Here is a 15,802-nt window from a genome sequence, read left to right as displayed (position 1 = left end):
AGCCGCGCCTCTAACTTGCACCTGACAAATTTTGAAACTATTGTGGGGAGTAGGGGTTGGGCTTCTAGCCCGCCCCTAAATATTTAGACTAAAAAAACTACACTGTCACCCCTTCAATCTTCTCATCAGTTAACTCGTACAACTCGCGCAACTGCTGTAATTTATCCGCATTCGGCTGCCAAAAACCACGTCCGTTAGCCTCCAACATTCGCCCTACAATATTGCGAAAAGCTTCAGGATTAGCCTCCCGCAACTTCTGCGCCATTTCCTGATCTAAAGCATAAGTATCCGCAGCTTGTTCGTACACCCAACTATCAGTAAAATCAGCCGTTCCGCCCCAACCAATTAACGCCGTCATCCGCTGCGAAATTTCATAAGCGCCGCCCGAACCTTGATTGACCATCGCGTTAGCCCACTTAGGATTTAGCAACTTAGTTCGATATTCCAAACGCAGCAAATCTTCTAAATTGCGCGGAGTTGTATCCTGAGAAAAACTTTCTACAAAACTGGTATTGACTTTTTTGCCGCGTTGCTTTTCTGCGGCTTTCTTCAAGCCGCCAGTATTCGCATAATACTCTTGAATATCAGTCAAACCGTATTCCACAGAATCAATTTCTTGAATTATGCGATCGCACCCTTGCAACAACTGAGTCAAAACCTCCGGCCTCGCTTCCCCCTTATCCTTCCTCCCGTAACTAAAAACATTGCGACTTTCCCAAGTTTTCCCCAACTCATCCCCCGATTCCCAACTACCATCAACAACCCTATCGTTAACCAAAGAACCAAAATCCCCAGCCGGATTAGAAAACAACCTTGCCGAATAATTCTGCACACCTTTTGCCTGCAAAATCAAAGCGTGTTTGCGAATAAAATTCTCCGATTCCGGTTCATCAGCATCCGCCGCCCGCACGAACAAATCATCCAACAATTCAATAATATTCACAAAGCTATCACGGAAAATCCCCGAAAGATTTCCCAACACATCAATCCGGGGATGACCGACCTCAGCTAACGGTTTTAATTCATAGCGAACAATGCGGCCAGTACCTTCTTTTAGAGGTTCAGCCCCCACCAATTCCAGCATAATTCCAATAGATTCGCCCCGCGTTTTAATCGCATCCAAACCCCACAACATCACCGCCACAGTCTCAGGATAATTCCCCTGTTCCTCAAGGTGCTTGTCGATAATTTTCCGAGCAATTTCGCGCCCCCTTTCATAAGCAGCAGGAGAAGGCATCCGATAAGGGTCTAAAGCATGAATATTCCTGCCAGTTGGCAACACCCCAGCCCCATCCCGCAACAAATCCCCACCCGGTGCAGGCAGAATATATTCCCCATTCAAACCCCGCAAAAGATTAGTCAACTCATCCGTCGTTTGCAACAACAAATCACGCACCAACAAACCCTCCTCAAAAACCCCACCCAACCCCTCTTTCTCTTCCTCTCTGCGCCCTCTGCGCCTCTGCGGTTCATTTTCTTCAAAAACCAGTTTTTGCACCTGTTCCTGTGATAACCTCTCCCCAAAATAAGCCTCAAGATAAGAGGTCATTTCCTCAGAATTAGGCGGTTCCCCAAGAACGTGCAAACCCGAAGAAAACAAGCGAGATTCCACCACCTGCAAATACTCGTAAAGCTTCACCAAATAGCGGTTAAAAGCATCAGCACTGAACATTCCCACATTCTCAAAACTAAAAGCAATCCCCAATTTTCGAGCATCCTCAAACGGACAATCAGCCTCCAAACCGCTATCTAAAATTTTCTTACAAATAGCCTCTTTCAGCACATAATTCTTAGCCGTATCTTCCCGATATTCCGCAATCAAATCCCGCAAAGCCATCAATTCCTTGTACAATCCCGCGCGGCCGTAGGGCGGCACGTTGTGAGAAATCAAAACACCGTAACCGCGCCGTTTTGCCAACATCGATTCCGAGGGATTGTTGGCAGCATAGATATAAAGATTCGGCAAACTTCCCAACAGAATATCCGACCAAGAATAGCCAGTATTTCCCAGAGGAGATCCCGGCAACCATTCAACAGTGCCGTGCATTCCGAAGTGAACCACAGCATCAGCTTGCAAATCATTTTGCAGCCACTTGTAAAAAGCAGCATATTGAGGGTGAGGCGTCAAATCGCGATCGAACATTAAGCGCATCGGATCGCCCGAAATTCCCAGCGGCGGCTGCAAACCTATCCAAACATTGCCCAGTTGAATGCCACCGATTTGGAACTCGTCGCCGTCTGTCTTAATTCCAGTACCCGTTAAAGATTTCCACTGTTTTTCGATACGACTTGTTAACAGATAGCCCAGCCATTTTTCTAAAGTTTTGACATTAACAGTCTCTTTTGTGGTACGGGCATCTTGCCCCTCACAAGTAGCTTCATCCGCTTCTTTCACCCTGCGAATTAACTCCTCACCGTCAGCCGGAATTTCTCCAACTGTATAACCTGCTGCTTGAAGTTTGTGCAGGAAATTTAGCAGCGATTTCGGTACATTTAATAAAGCAGCCGTACCCGCCGCCCCGTAACCGGGAGGAAACCCGTAGAGAATAATCGCAATTTTCCTTTCAGATGGCGGAGTTTGACGTAGTTTCACCCAATTGTTAATTCTACTTGTCAGGCGTTTCGCCCGATCGGGAACCAGATAAATATCCTCACCCACCAAACCGCCCAGGGGAACAGGATCGATCGCACCATCCAACTCAGGCAAAGCATACAATACCACACTTTGCAAACCTCCAATCCCCTGACGAGTCCAAGAATGGATATCCTGAATCAGCAGAGGTGCGGACACAAAATAAGGTACATTTTTAGCAGTTAAAATACGCTTAGCAACTTCCACCTGCCTTCCACCCTCCATCGAACCAGCAGGCCCGCCAACCAAAGGAAAGCCAATAGTAGAAACAATCGCATCAACTTCCACAGCATCTTTAGAAAGCGAAAGAGTTTCAATATTGCCTTGTTTTCGGCGCGCAGTTTCATCAGCAGTAGTCATCCAATCCCGCACCGCCACATGGCCTTCAACGCCATTGATAAAAATCGGCAAAGGCACAATTCCCGCATCTTCAAAATAGCGAATCAATTGAGGAATATAAGGCTGCTTGGTGATAACGTGTTTGCGGTAAAGCAAGATGCCCACAACAGGGGATTTTCCTCTGTCTGAATTTTGAGACCAATTGGTCTCAAATTTTGTGGAACGGGCATCTTGCCCGTTAGAAACCCGATCTAAATTTTCAGACAAATTAGTCTCAAATTTTGTGGAACGGGCATCTTGCCCGTTATAACCCTTTCTATCAAGATGTCTAGCCTCTTTTGTGGAACGGGCATCTTGCCCGCTTCTACTCATTTGATTACCGAGATACCAATCCAAATATTGCCGAGGCGATTCAAAATAACCATTATAATCAGGATGCAATAAACCCATATTGGGAGTTTCCACAGGCGGCGGAATTTCTGCAACTTTCAGCCCCAAATATTTTTCGGCAATAATCCAAAACATCGAGACAACATTATCCGCACCGCCCGCATTCCAGTAACCATAAATAATCAGCCAGTTTCGCAAATCTTGCACTTTTTGCACCGGCACATATTTTAATAACTTCGGCCCCACCTTCAAAAAGCTGATATAACCAGCCAGCTTATCTTCTTCTCGCCCATTGCTGAACTTATCCAGAATAAACTTAACCGGCTTCGGCATTCCCTTCGGTTTGTCGCCAATTTTAAAAGCGCCGATTTGAGTAAGACTCATCAATTCCAAAGCCGACTCAAAAACCAGGCGAATCGGAATATTTTGTACCCTTTCCCGCAGCCATATTACCGCATCGTAATCAAACAGCAAACTCCCGAAAAATACATCAGCATTCGAGAGGGCGGCTGCTACAGCGTCAGGTTCGTCTGCGAGGGCGCGATCGCTAAAAACCCGTACTTCCAATCCCTGACAGCCAGAAACAGCCAACTCGGCAGCTTTGCGGTACAAATCAGCATTAAAAGATTCAAACCCTGCAATTAAGACAATGCGTTTCACAGCCAAACCTCGAAATATTTATTGATTGTAGCCTGTTTTAATTAGGTTATATTATATTAGATAGCATCCTCGGTGGGGGTGGGGCGGGTTTAGTAGATTTCTGGTGTTGTATTGCAGACCTTGGCGAACCCGCCCCTACATTACCAATTATCAATTATCAATTCCTAATTTCCGTCGCAACTCTCATAAAATCTAAAATCTAAAATCTAAAATCTAAAATGGTTCGAGTTCCTCCCGCAATAGTTATCTTAGGTCAAAACAGCCTGCCGATCGCCAAAAAAATCTCCGCACATTTCCCCGGTTCCCAGATTTACGGTTTAATCGATCGCACTTCCAACACAGACATCAACTTTAGCAACTTCGGCGAAACATTGCGGGAATTATTCGCAACAGAAACCCCAATCATCGCCATCTGCGCCGCCGGAATAATCATCCGCACCCTCGCCCCGCTGCTGTCAGACAAACGCGCCGAACCGCCAGTTTTAGCCGTCGCAGAAGACGGAAGCGCCGTCGTACCGCTGCTGGGCGGTTTGCACGGCGTTAATGATTTGGCCAGAGAGATTGCAGCCGCCCTGGGCGTACAACCTGCAATTACCACCACCGGAGATATTCGATTTCGCACCGCGCTGCTGAGTCCTCCCCAAGGCTATTCTTTAGCGAATCCAGAGGACGCGAAGACTTTTATTTCAAATTTGCTCGCCGGGGCAAAAGTACGCCTAGAAGGGGCTGCAAGCTGGCTTTCTGAGAGCAATTTGCCGTTAGCGAAGCCCGCCCCTACGGGGGCTACGCCAACGAAGAGGATCGCCCCCGACGCAAAATTGACGATCCGCGTCACCGAAAAAGCAATTGCGCCAACGCCCGATTGTTTAGTTTACCATCCGCAAATTGCAGCAGTTGCACTCACAAAGCTATCGAATATTGAGCCAGAAATAGCGGTTTCATTTGTCCAGCAAGTCTTGGAAAATGCAGGTTTGGCCCCAGCTTCCGTTGCGGGATTTTTTGCATTAAAAGATGAGATGGGAAATCCGGCACTTGAAGCAGTTTCACAATATTTTAAAGTCCCCGTCCGCTTTTTCAATCTATCCGAACTTGTCGAATTAGACTCAATTGAATTCATCGAAAATAAGGCCGCACAAATTGCCCTGACAGCAGCCGGTGCAAACAGTCACTTAATCGAATGCGATCGCACTTTAGCCCTGAATTGCGCGATCGCCCTGGCCGCCGAACCCTTTGATGCTAGGGCGATCGGCATTAGCCGCGGCAAACTGGCGATCGTCGGTACCGGCCCTGGCGGCGCGCCCTGGATGTCGCCGGAAGTTAAGGAAATTCTGCGCGAAGCCACGGATTGGGTGGGTTACAAGTTCTATCTCGATTTAGCTGGAACCTTGCGGGAAGGGCAAAATCGGCACGATTCCGACAACCGCGAAGAGATCGATCGCGCCCGTTTTGCCCTAGATTTAGCAGCATCCGGCAAATCTGTCGCCGTCGTTTCGTCGGGAGATCCGGGTATTTTTGCGATGGCTGCAGCGGTGTTTGAGGCGATCGACTTTGATGCCAAACCCGAATGGCAAGGCATCGATATTCGGGTGGCACCGGGCATTTCAGCCATGCAGGCGGCCGCTGCTGCGATCGGAGCACCCCTCGGACACGATTTTTGCGTGATTTCGCTTTCGGATATTCTCAAGCCTTGGGAGGTCATTGAACAGCGGATTTCTGCTGCTGCGATCGCAGATTTCGCGATCGCATTTTACAATCCCATCTCGAAACAGCGGATTTGGCAACTCGCAAGGGCGATCGAGATTTTGTTGCAAAGTCGCGATGCTAAAACCCCCGTCGTACTAGGGCGAAACCTCGGCCGGCCCGGTCAATCTGTGCGGGTTTGCACCCTCGGCGAATTCCAGCCCCAAGACGCTGACATGAGAACTTTAGTGATTGTCGGTTCCAGTCAGACTCGGATTATTCCCCGCAAATATGGAGATGTTTGGGTTTACACGCCGCGCAGGTACGAAAAATAAGTAAAGCAGCAAAAGCTTCGGAAATCAGCAATTGACTGAAAGCTAATTGACTTTGACAAGGAAATATTTTGCTCTCGGTGGGGAAAGTCTAGGTTAACAAATGGCGGCAAATCACTCGATCGACCTCTTATTTCATCTCATAGTTGTCACTCTCGATTGAGATGCGATCGCCTTTGATTACAGAAATCCTCGGTACTGAGGGATCTCGGCTTCCTGAAGCCGAGTTTTTTTGGCAGATATAGATCGAATTTAGATATCGACTCAACCGTAGTAAGGATTTCAGCTTCATTTTGGGTTATCTCTAATTTAAATCTCAGGAAACAAAAAGGTTTTTATATAGCCACAAGAAAATTAAGGGCGATCGATGTCTGCTAAACTTCTTAATCTTAAGATAATTTTACGGTTACAAAAAAAGACCCTTCACGACTAGGAGTCTTCTCTGTCTTTGGGTAGACCGAATTTTTTTTTTCGTTTGATAAGATTCCCTTAAACAAAGCTTAAGAGAACGGTTAAGAAAACATGAAATTCCAAATTCCTCTAACTCCAGGATCTGTAACCCAGTTGCTGCTTCGAGTGGTCGCCTGTCTAGTTGTACTATCTTTCTTAAGTCAGATGACTATGTACTTCTTGCCGGATTACCCGTCTAGAGACTTCTTAGCAAATGGATTCAACGTTGATTACGAGGGGAACATTCCAACCTTCTACTCATTTTTGACATTGCTGTTTAGTTCTCTCTTGCTGGGTTCGATCGCCTATGCGAAAAATTTGGATAGCGATCGCTATAAGAATCACTGGAAAATTTTATCCTTCATATTTCTATTTTTATCTTTAGACGAAATTGGTCAATTGCACGAAAAGCTGGTTTACCCGATGCGAAACCTGCTAAATGCCACAGGATTTCTTTACTTTACTTGGATTGTGCCGATCGGTTTTCTAGTAGCGATATTTCTTTTTTCCTACAGTAAGTTCGTGTTGCACCTTCCTGTTTCAATGAGAAAATTGTTTGTTGCAGCCGCCGCTATTTATATTGGAGGAGCCATCGGAGTGGAAATGCTAGCGGGATACATAGTTTATACAGCGGGACCGGGGGATATATCCTACGTGATAGCAACGACGATTGAAGAGTCATTAGAAATGGTAGCAATCGTTATATTTATCCACGCCTTGACTTCATATATCAAGACATATGTAGGCGGCGTAAGTTGGAATTTTTACATACCAGGAAAAAACTCACCAGTTACCGACCATCAAAATACCGGCATACCTGCCCTTAACGCAACAGCCAACACAAATCTATTAAGGTGAATCACTTAAAACCGGGTTTAATGGACACGAAAATACTGCATTATGGCCTTTGATATCATTTCCGGTAACATTCATACATGATGTTGACTGTTGACTGTTGACGCCGTGAACAATGAACAGTTAACGCCGTGAACAGTGAAGTCGAATGTACTATTCCGATGCTAACGGATTTGATATGAGCAGGATGAAAAACCCGGTTTATTTGGTACTGATGTGTACTGGACTAGAGGTTCTGTGCTCTTCGGCGCACAAAACGACTAATATATAGGGTGCTTGCTACACTAAAGACTAATTAAACGTGGAACAGCTTAGTTCACAGATGACATCCTCACCTTTACCAAAAAATCGTTAAGAGCAACCTTTGCATTAGGATTTGACGGCAAATGACTTGTAAAACTTGCATCTTCTAATATATTAAGTAGCCGATCGCGCTCTTGCTGATAAAATTCTATATCTGTATCTTCCAGCACAGATTTTTCCTCCCCAGCCAGTTTGCGATCGATCAAATCAGGAATATACGACAACTGGAACTTATCATTAAGTTTCACCAAATTCGCCTCGACTTCCCCCGTTTGCATCAAGTGAATCCCCGCCAGCAACACCCGGTAAACGTACAGCAGCGGCTTAACCCGACGCGGGCGTTCTTTTTCAAACAATTTCCATTGAGTTTTAGCAAAACCGAGATAGTGATGGCTGTGGTGCTTGGTTATGCAGCCAGAGGCAATAGCCTTTAATTCCTCGTGTTCCTTTGTACTGTAAACTATCAGCGGCGAATACAGTTGTTCTAGCACGTAGCCGTTGCGCTTCAACAGCAACTCAAAAAATTTCTTGATGTCGTGAGTTACTAAATCGAGTTGCATTCCCTCCCGAACCTCAGAAACTTCTATTGTTTCTTGTCCCGAAATCAGTCCAATTACTTCTGGTAACGGCAAAATATGGACTCCTCGCAAATCAAAGTCAGAATCTGCAGAAGGAAAGCCGTATAAGTGCGAACCGCTGACAGTCGCAAACAGCAGCGGATAAGGCTGAACGGAGATAATTGAGGCGAGATTAGAGATGTATTCTGTCATTTTTTCAACATTTTATCAATGCTAATTTCAATTCCGGTTAAACAATCGCAAATACCTCTAGGGGCGGGTTTTACCAACCATATATGTATCAAATTAATTATCTCGTAAACGCGCCCCTTTTAGCCGATCGCACCTCTGCGAGATTTAATCAAAAACAGGTTCGCTTTCTCGTAATTAGGACGTTCCGGTAAGGAAGTTGCAGCAAAAGCGCGATCGAACTCACCGTGCAAACTCAACCGCCAGCGATTCACCTCATCCCAGGATATTTCTTGGTTGCGGATAGATAAAAGTTGCGATCGATAATCCTGCACGCGAACGGGCACAAACCCCTCCTTAAGCACCGTAATTCCTGACAGCAACAAGCGAATTAAGTGCATCGCGTGCTTCCAACGAATTTCCCCGGTATTGCGGAGGTCTTGCTCCATTTTTTTAAATTGAGACAAAACGTAGCTATTGTAAGTTTGATAAACCAATTGAGAAAGAAACATTTCCCGAATTTCCAGCAATTCTTGTGCTACAGGAGAAACTGTTTCTACTAAAGGCGTGTACAAACATTCTAGCACATTTGGATTAGCTTTTAGTGCCAAAACTAGAAACTTTTGCAGTTCCCAATAGCATTCCTGATTTTGCTTATTTTCCAATTGTTCTGGAATGCCGTAAAGCGACCAATGAAGTATTGCCGGCGGCAGGTAAATCCCGCGTCTGTCTGTATCGGATTGCTCGTTATCAAGCCCATAAGCTCTCGAACCAAGAATGCAGCGGTAAATTACAGAATCATAGAGGTTGTATTCTGCAAGAAAATCTCCTCCTGACTGCAATCCTTCGCTCTGAAACTGCTTGCGGATACTGAGTTCGTGCCGGCGCAGACTAACTTGTGTTCCGTCTGGGAGTTTGACTAAATATGCGTGGGAATTGTCCGTAGGCGATTGAACGATGACGCCTACTAATCCCGGTTTCCAAGATTGGTCACTGGCGGGGTTTTTGACCTCAATTCTGGTGACAATTTGGGTTCCTGCGGGTAGGATTAAGTTGAAATTTTGAGGAAGATTGGCATTTGCCATGAGGGAACCTCCTGCGGGAGCACGAGCTACAATGTTAGTGTAGCATAGGTGTAGTATATAAGGGAAGTTTTGGGCGATCGCTGGGAGTCCTCGCCCGTGCTACGGCAGTTTGGGCCTTGTTAAACATTGTCTTCAGATTGAGCAGGATGAGGTTTTTTATCAGTCGCGCCGGTTACAATGGAGAGGTTGCTGAAGTTAGATCGTATTATGAAGATATAAGTGCGGGAGTTGATGAGTTTTATAGATAAATGAATAATGAAAGTTAGAGAAGTTATTAAAATGTTAGAAGATGATGGTTGGTATTTAGCTAGAACAAAGGGCAGTCATCGTCAATTTAAACACCCAGAAAAGGCGGGGACTGTCACGGTGTCAGGTAATTTAGGCATTGATATGCCAATTGGTACGCTTAAAAGTGTTTGGCGGCAATCTCAACTAGAGGAGGAAGATTAATGCGTTATGCTGTTGTAATTGAAAAAGGTCAAACTAGCTACGGTGCGTATGTTCCCGATTTACCTGGATGTGTAGCTGTGGCTGAAAGTTTAGAAGATGTGAGGCATTTAATTAAAGAGGCGATCGCATTTCATCTTGAAGGACTACAAGAGGATGCTTTTCCTATTCCCGAACCAGTCTCTATTTGCGAATATGTTGAAGCTTAAACTAAACGTCAATTACTCTTTATTTCCAGTTTGTTTCTAATTCTCCTCTCCGATAAGCTGCAATTTCTTGGGCAATTTCTTCATCAGTTAAAGGACGATCCGCGTGTAAAGCCTGGGTTTCTTCACATAAGTTGCTAAAATCTTCAGCTAAAGCTTGTCGCTGCGGATCGGGCTGATAACTCTTCTTAACTTCCCGGCTGATTTTAATTTTTTCTGCTAGTAACTCTTGTGCAGGTTTTCCTGAAAGAATCGTTACTACTTGCCGAGGTTGATTAAGATGCTGTTTTTCTGACAAAGCTTTTAAAGCATCAGTAATTACCTGATCGGGGGTTGTATATTTCCCTGTCTCTAACTGTTGTTGCAGTAACTTTTCTTGTTCGGAGTTCAGAATTATTTGGATCATAAAGTTACCTCTATCTCTCCGATCGCTCAAAATGAGTCCCCATCAATTTTGAATGGGCAATACTGGATTTGAACCAGTGACCCCTTCCGTGTGAAGGAAGTGCGCTACCACTGTGCTAATTGCCCGCAGATAATTACCATACCATACCAAGTCGAACTTCGCAACTAAATTTTTCCTAAAAATTCAGCCGCTGGTTTCCGAGTTAAACTCGACACAATGCCAAGAATACAGGCATTTGTCGAGTCTGGCATCAGTTAACCTGCCACCAACCCGCCGAGGGGCCGACAAACCGCACTACAATCCACCAAACAACCAAAAGACTAATCCCCATCCAGCTTCCGCGACTTGTCCACTTCACAAAATCTTCGCTTTGGGTTTTCGTGATTGGCAGCCAGGGAAGGATGCGCTCTTCTTTACCGTATTCGTCGCCGATCGACTCTTTGCGACGCTTAGCTTCACCCATAATCTTTGTCTACTAAATTAGATTTCAACTGGATACCTAAACAAATTATACGCCAACAGGTCATCTCAAGCCTGGGTCAGCCACGTCGTATCCAAATAATCAATCCTCGCAAAAGGACTCAAAGCCGCTAAAACCTGCTTTCCATAACTGCGGTGAATCACCCTGCTGTCGAAAATCGCCACCACCCCTTGACGTTCTCGCACAGGCGCGATCGCCCGTTGCAACTCATTCAGCGCCGCCGGCAGCAAATACAACCGAAACCAATCCTTGCGCCGTTCCTTATAATAAGCCACACGCGCCGTCACCAAAGGATTCTCCAAAGAAGGTAGCGGCAAAGTTGCGATCGCCAGCAAGTGAGGCGCCCTCAATTCCCCCTGATGTTCCCGCCAAAACTCCCACCCCGTCACCAAAATCGCATTCTCGCCCACATCAGTCTTTTCTACCTGCACGCGAGAACCGAACTCAGAAGCCAAAATCGCCGCCAGCCTAGCCTTCAGCGGTACATCACCCACAATCAGCACCGTTAAACCCGCCACCGAGGCGCTCATCAACAGCAAAGTCCGAATTTCTTCCATTAAAACTCCCTGAAATTCCGGCGTATTCGGCAGCGGCAGCCAGTTGGGAATGTACAGTTGAATTAATTCGCTTTGTCGATCGGGCGAAAACTTAACGCTCGTCAATTCTGGGAGTCCCAGCATTTGCCGGAAGATAGGAGCCTTCGGTTCCACATCCACCGCCCCCCCAATCAACACCACAGGCTGACAATCCCAAATTTTGCTCAAAACCTCAGCCACCTGAATCGGCGCGCAGAACAGAGAAAATGACCCAGCCTCCCGATTAATTTCCGCCCACCGCAGTGTTCCGTTTGCTTCCCACCGCTGCCAAAAATTGCTCCAAGCAGCCGGAATCAGCGAATTCGGCTCGATACTTTCAAACAGCCCCTCCAAAATATTTTGCTCTGCGGTTTCCAGCAAATAGCACTCCTCTGGTTTCGCCGGATGCTGAAAGAAAGCCCGCGTTAGCAGTACCCGCCCTTGGAGGATTGCATCGGCTTCCAAAGGCTGAGATTGCATTAAATCATTCCAGTCAGCAGGTTGCAAACACGCCGTCAATTGCTGGCGCGTCCAAACTTCCAAGTCATCCACACCGTCGATAATTGTCGGAATATTCCTGTGAAGTTCCGAATTTGCCGCCAAGCGAGCCGCCAGCCAAGACTGCGGATCTGCTAGCATCAATCCTCGTCCCGTGGCATTATCCGAATAAGTCTCGATCGACCCCTCTGTTTGCAGCCACTCTTGCAAACGCGGAATTTCCACTGCTCTCAAATGCTCGATCACCCGTGTCGGCGCCACTAAAATTACAGGCTCCTGCCACATCAAAATCGGCATCAAATAGCTGACTCGATACCGCTGTCGGTAAGCTCCAGCGGGAAGCCCCGTTTGGATCAGAGCGCTGCGCCCCAAGCGCAAAGCCCGCGCCACGAGCCGCGCCATCGTTAAATGGTGGGGCCAGTGCGGCTCGGAGTTCGATCGCAGGAAGCGGAGTAGCGAATTGTGGACTTCTACCTCAATCAATCGATTGTACTGTTAACATTCCTCAATCAACATAATCAAAACTGGCCAGAAAATCAACTACTTTTTGACCGAGAGGCAAACAGAATTTACTCTCCTGATGAGTTGCACCTCCCTTCCCAAAATTCCCGTGAGAATTCACCATCAAACTCTCCTGTCCCGAACTAATTAAAATAGTTTGGGTAGGTGACTCAAAAAACTTTGTTGGCTGACTAACCCGTGATATATTAGAGACCAAATTTATTAAATCATTTAATTTATTTGTAGCTGTACTCAATGCTTTACGCAACTGCACTATTCGTTTTTCCTCCAAATTTTGATTTTCGATATTTTTGCCGATTATCATAATATTTCTCTGAGTTTGTACAGCATCCTTAAAAGGAAGAATCGCTAAAAAAGCTGCTGGCAATAAATGCTCATCGCTCTCAAATCTAAAAGTTAGAGTTGTGCGGCGGTAGCCGACTTCAATATTAGGAGGAAAATTCATTGCTCGGTAATGCTGAGCTATTTCGCTGTAAGCTGTGGCTAAAGTGCTGTTTGCTGAGTAGTCTAAAAGTGCGTCAACCACAATTTGCACTAACCCAGGCGTGTGACTTAAAAATTTTATCGATTCTGACGGCGAATTAAATTGTTGAATCTGAGTGCGATCGCCTGCGGGGCTGAGGTCAACCCACTGGCAAGTAATATCATCTGCGATGATGCCACATCGAGGAACCAAATACAGTTTTGCTCCTGTTAAAGTTGCTCCCCTCAAATCAGCGCCTACCCAATCTGCCTTAATCAAATTTGTTTCTGTCAAATCAGCGTGAACGAAACTAGCACTTGCTAAATTAGTATTTCTTAAATCTGCTCCGTTAAGGTTAGCTCCGCTTAATTTAGCAAAGCTCAGATCCGCGCCGTTGAGGTTTGCTCCCGTCAAATCAGCCCATTTGAGGTTAGCTCCGCTCAAATTGGCACTGCTGAGATTCACCTGTTGCAAAGAAGCTTGTCTCATATCAGCATTGATCAAATTGACGCCGCTAAGTTCTGCTTTCGTCAAATCTGCGCCGTGTAAGTTAGCTTCTTGAAAGTTAGCTGAAGCAGCCGAAGCACCTCTGAGATTTGCACCGGAAAGATTAGCACCGCACAGGTTAGCTTCCGTCAGTTTTACTTCTCTTAAATCTGCTTCAGTCAGGTTTGCACCGCTGAAGTTAGTTTTGCTGAGTTCGCAGCGGACTAATTCGCTTCTAATCAGGGATGCTCGGATTAATTGAGCTGCACTTAAATCGGCTCTGACTAAGTTTGCTACGTTGAGAGTCGCCCCGTTTAAGATTGCCCGCGACAGGTTGGTACTGCTGAGTCTAGCCACATTCAGGTTAGCTTCGCTCAAGTTAGCGTCGCTCAAATTAGCGCCGCTGAGGTTGGTGACAAATAAGCTAGCCCGCCTTAAAATTGATTGGCTGAGGTTGATGCGGCTGAGATTAGCTTCATTCAGGTTGATTCCTGTGAAATCTCTGTCACCTTCTGTGTATCTTTTGACGATTGCAAATCGTTTGAGCAGTTCTTCAGCTTCCATTTTTTTTACCTGAATGAAATGGCAATCGGCTAACTTTTTTATGGCATAAATAGAAATAATATCAAATTCATTTATAGTATTTACTCACCGAGCTGATAAAAGCTTTTGACAAACTCAATGACAGTATTTAGCGGCGGGGTGGTAAATCTTTGGGCTTTAATTGCAGGACTGATAGAGGTTTTGTTGACTCCAGGCAAATTGGTCAAGTTTCTGCCAAAATCTGGGTGATAGTGAATCATCAAACTTTCGGCGCTGGAGTTGGCCAGTACAGTTTGGGTAGGCGATTGGAAAAAACTTGACATCGGTTCGCGATCGAGGCGAATCGGCTGAATTTTCATTTCCCCTATTTTTCTCATTGTTTGGGTCAGGGCAACGTTTAATTGCACTACCATATTTGAGACTCTGACACCCAGGTTATTACCACTTTGGGGTTGAATCATTTTGATCAGAGTCATTAAATTTTTCTGAGTAAATGCTGCATCACTAAAGGGAGTAATCGCCACGAAAGCTGTGGGAAATAGTTGCTCGTCTTGTTCTATTCTAAATGATATGATTGTGCGTCGAGAATTAACTTCGATACTGGGAGGATGGTTCAAAGCAGGGTATTGACGGGCAATTTGGCGGTAGGTAGCTGCAAGGACAAAGTTAGCATCGGGGTCGAGGGGTCGATCGACAATAATTTGAACTGTCGGCGGTGTAGCATTGAAAAACCTTTGAGATTCTTCTGGGGTAAAGCGCTGAATGTGGCTGCGATCGCCGTTAGGACTGAGGTCAACCCAATCGCAGGTAATGTCATCTGCTTTCACATCAAACCTCGACACCGCGTAAATTTTTGCCCCCGTCAGGGCCGCCCCCGTCAAATCAGCGCCTACCCAATCAGCGTGAATCAAATTCGCTTGAGTCAAATCCGCGTGTACCAGAGTAGCGTTCAAGAGATTGACATTGCTCAAATTTGCCCCGTACAAGTTGGCCCCGCTCAATCTCGCTTCATCGAGGTCAGCGCCGGTCAGGTTCGCCCCGCTGAGGTCAGCCCACCGGAGATTAGCGCCTCGCAAGTCAGCGCCGCTGAGGTTGGCCTGAGAAAGATTAGCTTGTCTGAGTTCGGCATTGCAGAGGTTGACTCCTCGCAAGTCTGCCCTGCTGAGGTCGGCTCTGTGCAAGTTGGCCCGTTCCAAGTTGGCCGCTGTTAGGGAAGCGCCTCTAAGGTGAGCCCCGCTGAGGTCGGCTTGCTCTAGATTGGCTTCTCTGAGGGTTGCTTCTCTCAAATCTGCTTCGCTGAGATTTGCACCGGTCAAGTTGGCACTACTGAGGTTTGCTCGAATCAGTTCGGATCTGATCAGTGTAGCTTCGACGAGTTGGGCTTCGCTGAGGTCGGCTCTAATCAAGTTAGCTACGTTGAGGATAGCACCGCTGAGGTTGGCTTTGTGCAGATTGGCACCGCTGAGTCTGGCAACATTGAGTTTGGCTTTTCTCATGTTGGCGTTTGACAAATTGGTGCCACTCATGTTGGTGAGGCTTAAGATTGCCTCACTGAAATTAGCCCCGCTGAGATCGATCCTGCTGAGATTTGCCTCGCAAAGGAGGATTGCAGTAAAGTCTCTTTCTCCTGCTGCATATTTTGTGATGAGTTCTTCGGCATCCATGCTTTTGAATTTCCCTGATGTGTTAGCTAGAACAAAGCT

General features: G+C 46.2%; 12 protein-coding genes and 1 tRNA gene. 4 read left to right on the top strand and 9 right to left on the bottom strand.

From position 1 onward, the window contains the following. Positions 1–97: 97 nt before the first annotated feature. Positions 98–4,021, bottom strand: coding sequence for a cobaltochelatase subunit CobN (locus tag QUA88_RS13320; RefSeq protein ID WP_333272083.1), 3,924 nt, complete (start codon positions 4,019–4,021; stop codon positions 98–100). A 218-nt stretch (positions 4,022–4,239) separates the two neighbouring features. Between QUA88_RS13320 and cobJ the strand changes: the two genes are divergently transcribed. Then, positions 4,240–6,036 (top strand): precorrin-3B C(17)-methyltransferase, encoded by a 1,797-nt coding sequence (gene cobJ / locus QUA88_RS13315; protein ID WP_333272080.1) that lies wholly within the window; start codon positions 4,240–4,242, stop codon positions 6,034–6,036. A 612-nt stretch (positions 6,037–6,648) separates the two neighbouring features. After that, a complete protein-coding gene (locus QUA88_RS13310) occupies positions 6,649–7,341 on the top strand; it encodes a hypothetical protein (RefSeq protein ID WP_333263117.1) in 693 nt (230 codons plus the stop codon). 308 nt (positions 7,342–7,649) lie between these two features. On the opposite strand, the gene QUA88_RS13305 is transcribed toward QUA88_RS13310, so the two are convergent. Then, positions 7,650–8,411, bottom strand: a complete 762-nt coding sequence (locus QUA88_RS13305; RefSeq protein WP_333272077.1) for a nucleotidyltransferase domain-containing protein — start codon at positions 8,409–8,411, stop codon at positions 7,650–7,652. A gap of 119 nt (positions 8,412–8,530) precedes the next feature. Further along, complete coding sequence (locus QUA88_RS13300; protein ID WP_333055785.1) at positions 8,531–9,472, bottom strand: DNA polymerase beta superfamily protein; 942 nt, start codon at positions 9,470–9,472, stop codon at positions 8,531–8,533. A 255-nt stretch (positions 9,473–9,727) separates the two neighbouring features. Between QUA88_RS13300 and QUA88_RS13295 the strand changes: the two genes are divergently transcribed. Both QUA88_RS13295 and QUA88_RS13290 read left to right on the top strand, forming a co-directional pair. Next, the gene (locus QUA88_RS13295; protein WP_333055786.1) at positions 9,728–9,922 is read left to right on the top strand and encodes a type II toxin-antitoxin system HicA family toxin; all 195 of its coding nucleotides are present in this window, start codon (positions 9,728–9,730) and stop codon (positions 9,920–9,922) included. Continuing rightward, positions 9,922–10,128 carry a type II toxin-antitoxin system HicB family antitoxin gene (locus tag QUA88_RS13290; RefSeq protein ID WP_333055787.1) on the top strand — a complete coding sequence of 69 codons (207 nt, stop codon included), beginning with the start codon at positions 9,922–9,924 and terminating at the stop codon, positions 10,126–10,128. The genes QUA88_RS13295 and QUA88_RS13290 overlap by 1 nt, the downstream gene beginning before the upstream one ends. 19 nt (positions 10,129–10,147) lie before the next feature. Here QUA88_RS13290 and QUA88_RS13285 read toward each other — a convergent pair whose 3' ends face one another. The 6 genes from QUA88_RS13285 to QUA88_RS13260 form a co-directional block, all read right to left on the bottom strand. Next, the gene (locus tag QUA88_RS13285; protein ID WP_333233006.1) at positions 10,148–10,531 is read right to left on the bottom strand and encodes a hypothetical protein; all 384 of its coding nucleotides are present in this window, start codon (positions 10,529–10,531) and stop codon (positions 10,148–10,150) included. A gap of 53 nt (positions 10,532–10,584) precedes the next feature. Next, a tRNA-Val gene (locus QUA88_RS13280) sits at positions 10,585–10,656 on the bottom strand. A gap of 125 nt (positions 10,657–10,781) precedes the next feature. Continuing rightward, the gene (locus QUA88_RS13275; RefSeq protein WP_333055789.1) at positions 10,782–10,994 is read right to left on the bottom strand and encodes a DUF2839 domain-containing protein; all 213 of its coding nucleotides are present in this window, start codon (positions 10,992–10,994) and stop codon (positions 10,782–10,784) included. Between the two features lie 65 nt (positions 10,995–11,059). Further along, positions 11,060–12,568, bottom strand: a complete 1,509-nt coding sequence (locus tag QUA88_RS13270; RefSeq protein WP_333272071.1) for a helicase C-terminal domain-containing protein — start codon at positions 12,566–12,568, stop codon at positions 11,060–11,062. A 22-nt stretch (positions 12,569–12,590) separates the two neighbouring features. Further along, positions 12,591–14,120, bottom strand: a complete 1,530-nt coding sequence (locus QUA88_RS13265) for a pentapeptide repeat-containing protein (RefSeq protein WP_333210766.1) — start codon at positions 14,118–14,120, stop codon at positions 12,591–12,593. Positions 14,121–14,200: 80 nt separating this feature from the next. Further along, entirely contained in the window at positions 14,201–15,763 is a 1,563-nt protein-coding gene (locus QUA88_RS13260; RefSeq protein WP_333055792.1) for a pentapeptide repeat-containing protein, read from the bottom strand. Positions 15,764–15,802: the final 39 nt, after the last annotated feature.

The organism is Microcoleus sp. D3_18_C2 (assembly GCF_036702395.1).
Taxonomy (GTDB): domain Bacteria; phylum Cyanobacteriota; class Cyanobacteriia; order Cyanobacteriales; family Microcoleaceae; genus Microcoleus.
Note: the sequence above shows the minus strand (reverse complement) of the source record. Positions and strands in the feature narration are given on the sequence as shown.

Bases quoted from the DNA above. Each gene is read 5' to 3' on its own strand.
- QUA88_RS13295 (WP_333055786.1), top strand. From the start codon at position 9,728: ATGAAAGTTAGAGAAGTTATTAAAATGTTAGAAGATGATGGTTGGTAT.
- cobJ (WP_333272080.1), top strand. From the start codon at position 4,240: ATGGTTCGAGTTCCTCCCGCAATAGTTATCTTAGGTCAAAACAGCCTG.
- QUA88_RS13305 (WP_333272077.1), bottom strand. From the start codon at position 8,411: ATGACAGAATACATCTCTAATCTCGCCTCAATTATCTCCGTTCAGCCT.
- QUA88_RS13275 (WP_333055789.1), bottom strand. From the start codon at position 10,994: ATGGGTGAAGCTAAGCGTCGCAAAGAGTCGATCGGCGACGAATACGGT.
- QUA88_RS13285 (WP_333233006.1), bottom strand. From the start codon at position 10,531: ATGATCCAAATAATTCTGAACTCCGAACAAGAAAAGTTACTGCAACAA.
- QUA88_RS13265 (WP_333210766.1), bottom strand. From the start codon at position 14,120: ATGGAAGCTGAAGAACTGCTCAAACGATTTGCAATCGTCAAAAGATAC.
- QUA88_RS13300 (WP_333055785.1), bottom strand. From the start codon at position 9,472: ATGGCAAATGCCAATCTTCCTCAAAATTTCAACTTAATCCTACCCGCA.
- QUA88_RS13260 (WP_333055792.1), bottom strand. From the start codon at position 15,763: ATGGATGCCGAAGAACTCATCACAAAATATGCAGCAGGAGAAAGAGAC.
- QUA88_RS13290 (WP_333055787.1), top strand. From the start codon at position 9,922: ATGCGTTATGCTGTTGTAATTGAAAAAGGTCAAACTAGCTACGGTGCG.
- QUA88_RS13310 (WP_333263117.1), top strand. From the start codon at position 6,649: ATGACTATGTACTTCTTGCCGGATTACCCGTCTAGAGACTTCTTAGCA.